Source organism: Streptomyces sp. AA4 (genome assembly GCF_000158875.1).
In the GTDB taxonomy this organism is placed as follows: domain Bacteria; phylum Actinomycetota; class Actinomycetes; order Mycobacteriales; family Pseudonocardiaceae; genus Amycolatopsis.
Genome location: NZ_GG657746.1, coordinates 6,904,361 through 6,917,071, shown reverse-complemented (window position 1 = coordinate 6,917,071; position 12,711 = coordinate 6,904,361). Strand labels below are relative to the sequence as shown.

Annotated in this window: 11 protein-coding genes; 8 read left to right on the top strand and 3 right to left on the bottom strand. The window is 69.0% G+C overall.

The genetic code is table 11. From position 1 onward, the window contains the following. Nucleotides 1-54 precede the first annotated feature (54 nt). Together SSMG_RS31475 and SSMG_RS31470 are read left to right on the top strand one after the other, a co-directional pair. The gene (locus SSMG_RS31475; RefSeq protein WP_009082769.1) at nucleotides 55-474 is read left to right on the top strand and encodes a PaaI family thioesterase; all 420 of its coding nucleotides are present in this window, start codon (nucleotides 55-57) and stop codon (nucleotides 472-474) included. A gap of 46 nt (nucleotides 475-520) precedes the next feature. Then, nucleotides 521-1,390 (top strand): class I SAM-dependent methyltransferase, encoded by an 870-nt coding sequence (locus SSMG_RS31470; RefSeq protein WP_199786031.1) that lies wholly within the window; start codon nucleotides 521-523, stop codon nucleotides 1,388-1,390. Here the strand turns inward: SSMG_RS31470 and SSMG_RS31465 are convergent. After that, nucleotides 1,380-2,360, bottom strand: coding sequence for an MCE family protein (locus SSMG_RS31465; protein ID WP_037715469.1), 981 nt, complete (start codon nucleotides 2,358-2,360; stop codon nucleotides 1,380-1,382). The genes SSMG_RS31470 and SSMG_RS31465 overlap by 11 nt on opposite strands. Before the next feature lie 269 nt (nucleotides 2,361-2,629). Here SSMG_RS31465 and SSMG_RS31460 point away from each other — a divergent pair, with 269 nt between their 5' ends. Both SSMG_RS31460 and SSMG_RS31455 read left to right on the top strand, forming a co-directional pair. Continuing rightward, entirely contained in the window at nucleotides 2,630-2,824 is a 195-nt protein-coding gene (locus tag SSMG_RS31460) for a hypothetical protein (RefSeq protein WP_037715467.1), read from the top strand. Between the two features lie 1,538 nt (nucleotides 2,825-4,362). After that, nucleotides 4,363-4,818 (top strand): hypothetical protein, encoded by a 456-nt coding sequence (locus SSMG_RS31455; protein WP_037715464.1) that lies wholly within the window; start codon nucleotides 4,363-4,365, stop codon nucleotides 4,816-4,818. A gap of 10 nt (nucleotides 4,819-4,828) precedes the next feature. Here the strand turns inward: SSMG_RS31455 and SSMG_RS31450 are convergent, their stop codons facing one another. Further along, nucleotides 4,829-5,899 (bottom strand): reverse transcriptase family protein, encoded by a 1,071-nt coding sequence (locus SSMG_RS31450; RefSeq protein ID WP_009082761.1) that lies wholly within the window; start codon nucleotides 5,897-5,899, stop codon nucleotides 4,829-4,831. Between the two features lie 228 nt (nucleotides 5,900-6,127). Between SSMG_RS31450 and SSMG_RS31445 the strand changes: the two genes are divergently transcribed. Both SSMG_RS31445 and SSMG_RS31440 read left to right on the top strand, forming a co-directional pair. Next, nucleotides 6,128-6,592: a MarR family winged helix-turn-helix transcriptional regulator gene (locus SSMG_RS31445; RefSeq protein ID WP_009082759.1), complete on the top strand. Its 465-nt coding sequence runs from the start codon at nucleotides 6,128-6,130 to the stop codon at nucleotides 6,590-6,592. Between the two features lie 50 nt (nucleotides 6,593-6,642). Beyond that, entirely contained in the window at nucleotides 6,643-8,187 is a 1,545-nt protein-coding gene (locus SSMG_RS31440) for a chloride channel protein (RefSeq protein ID WP_050788494.1), read from the top strand. Here the strand turns inward: SSMG_RS31440 and SSMG_RS31435 are convergent. After that, nucleotides 8,177-9,505 carry a class I adenylate-forming enzyme family protein gene (locus tag SSMG_RS31435; protein WP_009082757.1) on the bottom strand — a complete coding sequence of 443 codons (1,329 nt, stop codon included), beginning with the start codon at nucleotides 9,503-9,505 and terminating at the stop codon, nucleotides 8,177-8,179. The two genes, SSMG_RS31440 and SSMG_RS31435, sit on opposite strands and share 11 nt — an antisense overlap. A gap of 58 nt (nucleotides 9,506-9,563) precedes the next feature. On the opposite strand from SSMG_RS31435, the gene SSMG_RS31430 reads away from it, so the two are divergent. Further along, a complete protein-coding gene (locus SSMG_RS31430) occupies nucleotides 9,564-10,472 on the top strand; it encodes an ABC transporter permease (RefSeq protein WP_009082756.1) in 909 nt (302 codons plus the stop codon). A 130-nt stretch (nucleotides 10,473-10,602) separates the two neighbouring features. Then, entirely contained in the window at nucleotides 10,603-11,682 is a 1,080-nt protein-coding gene (locus SSMG_RS31425) for a glycoside hydrolase family 3 N-terminal domain-containing protein (protein WP_037715462.1), read from the top strand. Nucleotides 11,683-12,711 lie beyond the last annotated feature (1,029 nt).

The following is a 12,711-nucleotide window of genomic DNA, read 5'->3' as shown; positions in this document are numbered from 1 at the left end:
CCGCCATCCTCACTTCACTACTGAAGTACTTCACTACTGAAGTGAGGCTGGAAAATGGACATAGACTTCGCGCGCGCCGGGCTCGCCGCGCAACCGTTCAGCGTCCTGCTCGGCGCGCGGGTCGCGGAATTCGGCGGCGGACGCGCGGTGCTGGAGCTGGACGTCCGCGACGACCTCCGCCAGCAGAACGGCTACCTGCACGGCGGTGTCCTCGCCTATGCCGCCGACAACGCCCTCACCTTCGCCGCCGGGACTGTGCTCGGCGCGCAGTTGCTCACGAGCGGCTTCTCCATCGACTACCTCGTGCCCGGCGACGGCGTGCTGCTGCGTGCGGAAGCGACGGTCGTCCAAGCGAGCCGTTCGCGGGCCACGTGCCGGTGCGACCTGTACACAGTGGACGGAGAAGGAAACCTGACGCTATGCGCGGCCGCACAAGGATCCGCGGTGGTCCGGCGGTCGGCTACTCCCGGGTAAACCGGGTCGTGCGCAGCGGGGTCCGGTGGTCGGCTATCGTCCCGGAATGAACCAGGAAAGCCAAGATCGGCTGACGACAAGGACTTTGGGCCCTGCGCTGCGCCGGAAGGCCGGCCTGGTGCTGCGCCGGGCCGCGGCCCGCCTGCACGATCCGCACGCCGGCCAGCTCGCCGAACTGCGCGCGGAACTGGAGCGGACGCGCGAGGAGCTGCGGTCCGAGATCGTCCGGCAGGGCGACCGGCTGCTGGACCGCGTGGTCGAGTTCGAGATCCGCAGCCGCCGCGACATCGTGTACGCCGGCGACCAGGACGCGGCGCTGGAGAGCAACGTCTTCGCGCGCGAAAACCTGGTCGGGGCACAGCATTTCGGCAGCCCGACGGAAACGCTGGAGTACGCGCTTTCCCTCGCGCCGACCGGCGGGATGGCGCTGGAGTTCGGCGTCGCGACCGGCAACACCCTGCGCACCATCACCGCCGCGCGCAAGGCGGTCGAGGTGTACGGCTTCGATTCGTTCGACGGCCTGCCCGAGGCGTGGCTCAACGGCATGCCCGCCGGCGCTTTCGCCCGCGACGACCTGCCCGACGTGCCGGGGGCCGAACTGGTCGTCGGCCTGTTCTCCGACACCCTGCCGGGATTCCTCGAAAAGCACTCCGGCCCGGTCGATTTCGTGCACGTCGACGGGGATCTCTACAGCTCCGCGAAGACCGTGCTGGACAACGTCGGCCCGCGGCTGCGCCCCGGCAGCATCGTGCACTTCGACGAGTTCTTCAACTTCCCCGGCTGGAAACGGCACGAGTACCGGGCGTGGATCGAGCACGTCGAGAAGACCGGCGTCGAGTTCACGTACGAGGCTTACACATACAACGACAACCAGGTCACCGTGCGGATCACCGGCGGCCCGGGGCTCATGGACTGAAGCAGCCGTGCTCGTTGAGCGGCCCGATCGCGGGGAGGATCAGGCCGCACAGGTAGCCGTCGATCCACCGGCCGTTGCCGGTGAGATTCGCGGCCATGCGGACGAGCGGAGCCAGCTTCCGGATTCCTTCGGCGAGCGACGCGCGATTGCGTTCGAGCAGCGCGGTGAGCCGGTCGAGCTGGGCGAGCACCGGGCCGAGTTCGCGGTCGTTGTCGGCGACGAGCCCGGACACCTCGGCGCCCAACCGGCGGGCTCCGTCGAGCAGCGACTGAATGGCTGATTCGCGTTGCCGCACCTCGTCCAGCAGCAGGTTGCCGTCGGTGAGCAGCCGGGTCAGCTCGGCGTCGCGGTCGGCGAGCGTGGCGGAAACCGTGCGCGTCTGAGCCAAAAGGTGAGCTAGTTTCGCGTCGCGGGCGGAGAGGGAATCGGACAGTCGCGACAGCCCGGTCAGCGTCACGCGGACGTCGGCCGGGGTGCGCGCGAACGTGTCGGAAATGGCGCGGAAGCTCTGCGCCAACCGGGTGGTGTCGATCGCGTCGACGGTCGTGGCCAGCTGCTGGAACGCGGGCAGCACGTCATACGGAACCGTGGTCCGCTCGCGCGGGATCGGCGTGTCCGGGTCCAGCGATCCGACGCCGACCGGGTCGAGCGCGAGATACTTCTGGCCCAGCACCGTTTTGATCCGGATCGACGCGGATGTCCGGTCCCCGAGCCACGCCCCCGCCACCCGGAACGACACCCGCACGGACGCGCCGTCGAGCGAAACCTGCGACACCCGGCCGACTTTCACCCCGGCGATCCGGACGTCATTGCCGGTCTGCAGTCCGGCGGCTTCGCTGAACTCGGCGGCATACGCGGTGCCGTCGCCGATGATCGGCAGATTCGGCGCCTGAAGCGCGGCGAGGAAGCCGAGGGCGAGCACAGTCAGCCCGACGAGAGCGGTGCGCACGGGGCGCCGGTCGGGATGCACAGCGTGGATAGTGGCTCGCCCGGGCGGGTGAGGCCACTCCTGCCACCCGAATGGGCGCTTCCTTCTTGTGTCCACTTAGGACGCTGGGCTCCTCGCCCTGCACACGCCCCGTTTCCCGGCTTCGCGCCGGAGGCGCGCGTCGTGTGCCATTCTGGCCTGGCTGGCCGACGTGACCGGAGTCATCGGAACATCCGGTGCGGCTCGGCCGTTGAAGCGGTGTGGAGCGAGCGCGGAAAACCCGCGCCCACGCCAATCGGGGAGGAGCCACCATGCGAGACCTGACCACCGGATTGCACCCGGCGCCGGACCTCGTGGACGACACCGACGCGGCCCGGCAGGAGGAACGCCGCCGCAAGGCCGCGCTGGCCGTCGCGTCCCGGGCCAAGGACGCGCAGGAATGCGCCCTGCTGCTGGACATGCTGGGGCTGCACGCCCCGGGCGGCAGCCGGACCGAGGTCGCCTGAGGCGTTTCGGTTCCGTCGGGGTTCGGAGCGTCCTGAGGTTTCGGATTCCGGGGTTCCGGGGTTTCGGGGAAGAACAGACCGCGACCGGTGCGGGCCGGTCGCGGGTTTTCGCTTGTGCACCAGCCTGGTCCTGGGGAGGACTGGGCTGGTCGCCGAGCGCTGCTACGCCCGGGCGGCGGGGTGAACCGGTCGGTGAGAGGTTTCGGCGCGCGCGGGCGGGGTAACCCGCCCGGACTCTGGTCAGAGGCGACGGCGGACTGACCGAGCGGAACAGCCTGCCCGGCAACGGACCGGCAGGCCCAGCAGCAGGTGCGGCAGCTCGGCGACGAACCCGGCAGCCCTGCGGACGACGTCTGGCTGGCGACGAACGAAGCTGCTCGGCGGCGGACGCGCGAGCCTGGCAATGAACGCGGCAGCCCGGCCGCAGACACGCTTGCCCAGCGACGGACGCGCGAATCCGACAACGGACCGCCAACTCGGCGACGGCCGCGCCTGCCGGGCAACGAACCCGGCAGCCCGGCGACGGACGTGCCAACTCGGCGACAGACGCGCCTGCCCGGGAGTGGACCGCGTTAGCCCGGAAACCGAAGTGGCAGCTCGGCGACTGACGCGCCCGCCCGGGAGTGGACCGCGCTAGCCCGGCGACGGACGCGCCAACTCGGCGACAGACGCGCCTGCCCGGGAGTGGATCGCGTTAGCCCGGAAACGGGCGTGGCAGCTCGGCGACAGGCGCGCCTGCCCGGGAGTGGATCGCGTTAGCCCGGAAACGGGCGTGGCAGCTCGGCGACAGGCGCGCCTGCCCGGGAGTGGATCGCGTTAGCCCGGAAACCGAAGTGGCCACTCGGCGACAACGAGCTTGCCCCGGCGGGCAGAAGCGCCAACCCGGCGGCAAACATGGCAGCCCCGCGGCGGAGGCGCGAGCCCGGCGCGTTGGTCATCCGTGTCTGGGCAAATCCAAGCCAGCGCCGCAAAACTTCTTCACATTGCCCGAGCCGTCACGCCTCGGATGCCCGCCTGGGTTGTCGCGCCCTGTCTCTCCACGCCTCGACCCACCGCTCCCGATTGCTCCGAACGGGTGAAATGGCGGACGGAAAACACACTCGAGATCCCCACTCCTCAAGGCAGCCGGGGTCGCGCACCGCCCGGAGGCCCGCTCGGCTTGCGCTGGACAAGCCCTTGGCATGAAAGCGATTCGCAACCGCCGCCCCGGTCTGCAGCCGACTGTCCACTGGGGTCAGTCGTCCGGAGCGATGCGGATTCCGCAGCAACTCACCTCCTCTGTATCGGCAACCCACCCCGAGCCGCGAAACCAATGCGGAAACCGGCCCGCGTCGAAAACTCCCGCCCGCGCCGTCGAGGTCCCCGATTCCTGAGGCGCAGCAAGAATTCCCGGACTTGCGCGGTCGGGTACTGTCGATGCCCCTGGGTGATATTTTGCTCCGAACGGCTGAGTGTCGCCGATGTATCTGTCACCCTGGTGGAGCATCCTGTACCGGGTGGTGACCTGGGTCGGGACCGGGCACAGGGGAGGAAACGCTGTGCAGTACCTGCGGGAAGACGAATACCTCATTCGGCAGCAGCGAGCGCTGGCGGAAATGGTGCGCCGGGGACGGCGGAAGCGCAGTTTTCAGCTGGCGGAACATCTGGCGGCGGAGGGCGGGGTGCGCCGGTCGGACGTCCTCGCCGTGACGGCGCTTTTCCTTGCCTGCCAGGCGGTTCAGCGGGGCGACGCGGCCGCCGTGCAAAGGTTTTCGAGCGCGTTTCGCAGTTGTGAGCGAAGCAGCATGGATCTCGCCCGGCAGCTCATGCGATTGGAAGCGGGCCGGGAACAGGGATGGCTTCCGCGCGCGCATTACGACGAGCTTTTTTCCTACGCTTGGCGAGAAAACCGGCCCGACATTCTGGTCAAAGCCTCGCTGATTCAGCCGCGCGATGTTCCGGCGGCCGGATGGTGGGCCGAGATGGAGCGGAATCTCAGCCTGTTATCGGTCTGAACCGCCGCGTTCACGGCCAGTCGATCCGGGCGAACAGGCCGCGCAATTTCGCGCCGCGGGTCTCGTTCGTGGCGCTGATCCACGCGATCCGGCCCAGCAGGTGCGCGCGGAAATCCGGGTGCCCGGCACGGTTCTGCTCAGCCGGGCCGGTGCGGGCGCAGTTGTACAGCACGGCTCGCAGTTCGTCGTACTCGGCACGGGCGACGGCGGGCGCGGCGTTCACCACCAAACCCGCGACGCGTTGCTGCCGGTAGGCCGGTTTCACCGACGTCTTGTCGTCGCGCAGGCGGAAGCCCTCGTCGGTCACGATCCGCCGGACGCCCGGCAGCAGGCGGTGCAGCGGCAGGCTCGCGTCGCCGGAAAAGGCCAGATCGTCGGCGTAGCGGGTGTAGTTCGCGCCCAGCACGGCGGCGAGTCCGGAGAGCCTGCGGTCCAGGTGGTGGGTGACGGCGTTGGCCACCGAGGGCGACGACGGGGCGCCCTGCGGCAGGTGCGTGCCGGCGAGGTGGTTCAGCATCCTTGATCGCGCGGGCGCGGAGCGCAGGACGTCGACCGGGGTGCGGGTCGTGAGGATTCCGGCGAGAGCGGCCGCGACCGCCCTCGGGTAACCGGCCAGATCGAGCAGCGCCCGCACCCGGGACGCGGCGACCGTCGGGAAGAAGCCGGCCAGATCCAGCCGCACCACCAGGTCCTGCCCGGCGTGCGGGCGGGCGCAGGTGTGGATCGAGCGGCCGCGGCGGAAACCGTGCGCGGCCTCGTGGACCGGCAGCGCGTCGAGCACGTGCCTGCGGACCCGGCGCTGTACCTCGGCCAGCCGGGGCTTCGGGCGCTCGATCAGCCGCGCGCCGCCGGTGGACGTCGGGATCCAGCGGTAGCTGTAATGCCGCAGCACCGGGCGGGATCGCCGGTGCCAGCCGCCTTCGTCGGCGAACCAGGACAATTCGCCGGGCGTGAGGTCGAGGGCGGCGGCGCATTCGTCGAACGTGGTCCACCGGGCGACTGGCCAGCGCCACACCGGCATCGGTCCGAGGAGCCCGATCGGTTCGAGGAGCGACGCGGAGGCGACTCGTTCTCCGTTCATCCGCGCTGTCTCGCACGCGGAGCGTGCCGCCGCTGCGCGGGGCGCTGTGGGTACGTGTCGTGCTGCTCCCCGGGGTTGCCCCGGAGTGGGTGGTGCTCCACCGGCTCACCTCCGCGTCGCTGGCACCCACCCTAGTCATGATCACCGACAAAACCGGCGCTCGGGGAAAACCCCTGGTGACCGAGCACACTATTGACCTGAAGCCTTGTCTATAGCAACTTTTGCACTATGCAAGGTTTGCCGGACGACGTGGCCGGCCTCGAGCGGCTGACTCGCGTGCTCGTGGCCGTGGCCTGGGACAGCGCGCACGCCGCCCCGCGCGGCGTGACCTTCCCGCAGGTGCGATTGCTGGTGGTGCTCGACAGCCTTGGCCGCGTGCCGTGTTCGCGGCTCGCCGAGGCGATGGGCGTGAACGCGTCGTCGGTCACGCGGCTGGCCGACAAGCTCGAGGCGCACGGGTACGTCGTGCGCGGCGAGGACGAGCACCGCCGCACCGTCGTGACGATCGAGGTCACCGCTGCCGGGCGCGAGGTCGTCGCGGGGGTCGTCGGACGGCGGCAGCGCGCGCTGTCCGAGCTGCTGGCGGCAGTGCCGGCGGCGCGGAACGAGGCGGTCGCGACGGCGGTCCGGGACCTGGTCGCGGCGGCGGAATCGGCACCGGGCGTACCCACGGCGGGGCCCGGCCGGCTGTGAAGGGTCCGGCGCGGGCCGCGCACCTCGGCGACTTCGCAGTCACTCCGCGGATGCTGTTGATCACCGCGATCGCGCTGCCGGTGGGCGGCGCGGCAGCGGTGGCGGCGTTCGCGTTGCTCAAGCTCATCGGCTTGATCACCAACTTGGTCTTCTACCAACGGATCGTCACCGATCTCGTCGCGCCGGGCGCGCAACACCATCCGTGGTGGCTCGTGCTGCTCGCGCCGGTCGTCGGCGGGCTCGTGATCGGCCTGATGGCGCGCTACGGCTCGGAGAAGATCCGCGGCCACGGCATGCCGGAGGCGATCGAGGCGATCCTCACCGGCGGCAGCCGGGTGGCCCCGCGCGTCGCGGTGCTGAAACCGGTCTCGGCGGCGGTCAGCATCGGCACCGGCGGCCCGTTCGGCGCCGAAGGGCCGATCATCATGACCGGCGGCGCGGTCGGTTCGATCCTCGCGCAGCTGCTGAAACTGTCCGCGGACGAACGCAAGACGCTGCTGGTCGCCGGTGCCGCGGGCGGGATGGCGGCGACGTTCAACGCGCCGCTCGCGTCCGTCCTGCTGGCGGTCGAACTGCTGCTCTTCGAATGGCGGCCGCGCAGCCTCGTGCCGGTGGCCGCCGCGGTGTCGGTCGCGACGGTGTGCCGCGGGTTCCTGCTGGGCGCCGGACCGGTTTTCGGGGTCCCGTTCAGCGGGGCCAACCCCGGCCCGGTCGCGGACGGTCTCGCGCTCGTCCCCGGCCTGACCGGCGGGGTGCTGGCGATCGGCGCGACCGCGCTCGTCTACTTCGCCGAGGATCTTTTCGGGCGGTTGCCCGTGCACTGGATGTGGTGGCCCGCGATCGGCGGCCTCGTGATCGGGGTCGGCGGCCTGCTCGAACCGCACGCGCTCGGGGTCGGCTACGACGTGATCGACACGCTGCTCACCGGGCACGCGACCGCGTCGCTGATCGTCGGGATCCTGGTCGTGAAGACGCTGATCTGGGCGCTGTCCCTGGGTTCCGGGACTTCGGGCGGCGTACTGGCCCCGGTGTTCATGATCGGTGCCGCGCTGGGTGCCGCGGAGGGCGGTTTGCTGCCGCAGGTCGCACCGGGATTCTGGGCGACGTGCGGGCTGGCCGCGGTGGTCGGCGGCGTGATGCGGTCGCCGCTCACCGGCATTGTGTTCACTTTGGAGCTGACTCACGCGTGGAGTTATCTGCTGCCACTCGTCGTCGCGTCGTTCTCGGCGTATGCGCTCTCTGTCTTGCTGCTCAAGCGTTCCGTGCTCACGGAGAAGATCGCGCGGCGACGTCTGCACCTCACTCGCGAGTACACGACTGATCCACTTGAGACGTTCTTCGTGCATGAAGTGATGACGCACCAACCGGATGTGCAGATGTCGGCCGATGTCGTCGTGTACGCGGACGACACCCTGCGCGACGTCGCGAACGAATTGGCGCTCGGGCACACGACGCAAGCGCTGGTGGTCGACCGGCACGATCCGTCGCGGGTGCTCGGCAAGGTGACGCTGGCGCAACTGCTGCACGCCCGGCGGCGGGACCTGCACGAGGAGCATCACCGGGAACGCTTGCTGGGCCGGTCGGTCAGCGCTTGAGCCGCTGTTTGTCCACTTTGCCCACTGGCGTCAGCGGCAACTCGCCACGGAACTCCACAGTGGACGGTACGAAATGCTCGCCGCCGAGTTCTTCGCGGACTTGGCCGCGGAGTTCGTCAGCGGTGGCATTTTCGGCGACCACCACTGCGTGCAGGAGGGTTCCGTCTGGTCCCTTCGCGGGGACTACCGCGGCGGCCTTCACCTTGGGATGACTGAGAAGTGCGTGCTCCACTGTGGTCGAGGAGACCTTCGTGCCGTGCTCGCCGGTGACGATGACGTCGTCGATCCGGTCCTCCAGATAGAGGTAACCGTCCTCGTCGAAGCGGCCGAGGTCGCCGGTGCGCAGCCAGCCGTCGCCGATCGGCGGCTGCCCATGGTAACCGTCCATCATGGACAGTCCGCGGACGAGGACCTCGCCGTCTTCGACCCGGGCTTCCATGCCGGGCACGATGCGTCCGACCGAGCCGAGAAGTTCCGGCCGGGCGAGGACTTCTTCCGCGGAGATGCTGGCGATCATCGGAGCTTCGGTGAGCCCGTACCCCTGTCCGACGACCGGCCCGAACACCTTCAGTGCCTCGGCCAGCCGACGAGGCGGCAGTGGCGCGGCGCCGAGCGAGAGCTGCTGCACGCTTGATACGTCCGTAGTGGACAGACGCGGATGGTCTAGTACCGCGGCGAGCCGGGGCGGGGTAAGGGAAAACGTCGTGATGCGATGCCGCTCCACATCGGCAAGCAGCTTCTCGGCGTTGAACTCTCGGTGCAGCACTACGGTATTGCCGCAGCAAAGCGCGCCCAGCACCGCAGCGTTGCCGGTCATGTGCGTGAGCGGTGCGGTGACCAGCGCGGTTTTGGTGCCGTCCGGTTGGAAAATATGCGCCACGCCGTCGTAAATCCCGCTGTGCCGAATCAGTTTCGGAGCGCCCGTGGTGCCGCCGCTGGGGAAGATCGCCGTGACGCTGTCCGGCAAATTGTCGGGATTGGACGGATGCGCGGCCGCGAGCGTGTCGAGTTCGGCGTCGGTGAGCAACGTCGCCCCGGTGGCCGTGAGCGCCGCCGCCCGCGCCGGACGACTCGCGGACGCCGCGATCAGCACGACTTCCAGCCCTCGCAGCTGCGCGGCAAGCTGGGTGAGCACCACTTCCGGCCGGTTGGCCGCGTCAATCGCCACCGTGCCGCGCACCCCGGCGAGTCCACCGTACAGTCGCGACAGCAGGTCTGCCGCCGCCCGGTAGGTCATGGTGGTGTCGTCGTGGTGGAACAGCACGGTGTCGCCGCCGTCGTGGAGTGCGGAAAGGACGCGGGACAGGAAAAAGCTCACGCGGCACACCGTAGTCGTGTGTTGGCCGAGAACGGCGATCGCGGCTAGGTTCGCTGGTATGACCGCTCCGCCCGCGATCGACGCGGACCCGAGAAGCTGGCCTCGCGCCTTCGCCGACCTGCGGGCCGGGCTGCGTGCCCGGGAACTGTGGGCGTTGCTCGCGTGGCAGGACATCAAGCAGCGCTACCGGCGTTCGTCGCTGGGGCCGTTGTGGATCACCGTCGGGATGGCGGTCACCGCGCTCGCGCTGGGCGTGGTGAACTCCGCGTTGTTCGGTACTTCCATCTCGACCCTGCTGCCGAGCATCACCACCGGGCTCATCCTGTGGAACTTCATGAACGGCTGCATCGTCGAGGGCTCGGAAACGTTCATCGCGAACGAGGGAATGATCAAACAGCTGCCGGCTCCGGTATCGGTCTACGCGCTGCGCACGGTGTGGCGGCAGGCGTTGTACCTGGCGCACAACCTCGTCGTGTACGTGCTCGTGCTGGCGATTTTCTTCGGCAAGCTCTCGCATCCGTACCGGTTGGTGGACAAGGAATACGCGCTGGTGCACCCCGGCCTCGGCTGGGGAATGCTGCTCGCGGTGCCCGCGCTGATGCTGGTGCTGCTGAACGGTGCGTGGGTAGTCCTGTTGTTCGGTGTGGTGTCCACGCGGTTCCGGGACATTCCGCCGGTCATCCAGAGCTTTATCACGATGCTTTTCTACGCGACGCCGATCATGTGGTCGATGGATCAGGTGCGCGCGATGAACCAGAATTCGCACGAGGGTTTCGGTTCCGTCGCGGTTAATTTGCTGCAGCTCAATCCGGTGTACCATTTTGTCGAGATTGTGCGCGCACCGCTGGTCGGGCAGCAGCAGAGCTGGACGCATTGGCTGGTGGCCGGAGCGGTGACCGTGGTCGGCTGGTCGCTGGCGATGCTCGTGCTGCGGAATTACCGGGCTCGGGTCGCTTACTGGGTCTGATGTCCACTTTGGACTCCTGGGTCCGCTTCCCGGTGCGCCCGGCCGGTCGCAGCCTTTCCCGATGTCGTCAGACGCGCACACCCGCCCGCCGGGGGTTAGCGTGGACATACGGCTAGCGAACGGAGGTCGCATGAAGCGTCGGAAGGCATTGCTCGCCCTGGCCGTGACGGTGCTCGCGGCGAGCACGGTCGCCGCCACCCCCGCCGGACTCACCCCGCGGCAACTGGCCGGACAACGGGTGATCTACTCCTACCCCGGCCTGACCCCGCCCGCCTCGCTGCTGCAACGAATCCGCGCCGGAGAGGCGGCGGGCGTGATCTTCTTCGGCGAGAACATCTCGAGCTCGCAACAGATTACCGCCGCAATCCGACAATTACGCGACGCGAACGCGCAAAGTCCGGTGCACCGCCCGTTGCTGCTGATGACCGACCAGGAGGGCGGCAAGGTCCGCCGCTTGCCCGGTGAGCCAGTTTTGTCGGAAAAGCAGATCGCCCAGTCCGCTGATCCTTCCGGTGCAGCCAAAGCCGCTGGCACCGGCGCTGGCCAGAACCTCGCCGGGGTAGGCATGAACGTCAACCTCGCGCCGGTCCTGGATGTCTACCGCCAACCGGGCAATTTCATCGACAAATACGGTCGCTCCTACAGCCAGGACCCCCAGGTGGCGGGCGCACTGGGCCGAGATTTCGTGACGGCCCAGCAGTCGACCGGCGTCGCCGCGACAGCCAAGCACTTCCCCGGCCTGGGCGCCGTGCCCGCCGGAAGCAACACCGACGTCGGGCCGGTGACCCTGAACGTGCCCCTCCCTGAACTGCGCGCGAAAGACGAGGCTCCCTATCACCCCGTGGTCGATGCTGGCGTGAAGCTGGTGATGCTCTCGTGGGCTGTTTATCCCGCGCTAGACCCCTCTTCTCCCACCGGACTCTCGCCAGCGGCTGTGCAGGAACTCCGAAACGGCACGAAGTTCGCCGGAGTAACCGTGACGGACGCTCTGGAGGCCGGTGCGCTGAATTCCTACGGCGGACCGGGAAACCGCGCGGTGCTGGCAGCGAAGGCGGGGATGGATCTGATCCTGGCCTCGGCCCGAGACGTGAGCCAGGGCGATGCTGCCGCGTCCGCGCTGGCCTCGGGATTGTCGAACGGAACCTTGCCGAGCGGAGACTTCACCGCTGCGGTGGACCGGGTGTCGGCGCTGCGGGATGGGCTGAAGTAGGCCCGTTGTCGGCGGGGTTTCGGTGCTTTGGTGGTTCCGGCATTCGGCCGCTGCTGTCTTCAGCCGCGTCGGTGAAGCCGTGCTGTCTTTCCCGGGGCAAGCGAAGCCCGCTGTGCTTCACCTTGTCAGTGATGTCCTGCTGTGCTTACTGGCGTCAGTGAAGCCGTGCTGTTTTTCCGGCGTCGGTGGAGCGTGCTGTGCTTCCCGTTGTCGGTGAGGTTCGGCTGTCGTTCCCTGTGTCGGCGAAGCAGTGCTGTTCTTCCCGGTGTCAGCGGAGCGTGCTGTGCTTTCCTTCGTCGGTGAGGTTCTGCTGTCGTTCCCTACGTCAGCGAAGCCGTGCAGCCTTTCCCGGGGTCAATGAAGCCTTGCTGTACTTCCCCGCGCCAGTGGAGTGAGTCCCGCCGTCACGCGAATCCTGCTAGCGTCGATGAAGTTGGACCCGCTCGGCACCCGACCCGACTCCCGCGACGATCCAGCAAACAACCCCCCGTTCCGGTGACACCCGGCGGTGTGGACATCGCGCTGTCCCCGGGCTGAACGGGCACCCTTGCGTGCGACCCACCCACGACGGGAGGACGAATGCAAGCTTGGTGGCTCCTGGTGGCCGTCGCCGCGGTGTTCGTGGTGCTGGCCGTGGTGTTCCTGCGCCGCGCCGCCCGGCGTCGCTCTGCCGTTCCGCCCCCGAACGCTCCTCCGCCCTCCCCGCCGGACGCCTCGACCCGCCGCTGGGTCTCGCCCTCGGACGACCTCCCCCGCCGCGCCCGCCACCGCCTGGACGAGGCACACCCCCTGGCCCGCTACCCAGTCGCCCGACAACGCCCGACGCGACATCCACGACCGTCGTCAAGGCAGAATTCCGCCCCGGAGCGCCGAGACTCGTAGTCGGGCCACGCGCCACCGGGCAACCCCTTCCCGGACGAGCTGCCAGGCACCTATCCGGCCGCGACTCATTCAGTTCACCCCTGTGGGCGAACGCCGAGCCCCGGTTTTTGTCGGTGCCCGCTGAGATGCTTCCGGCATGGTGCTTCT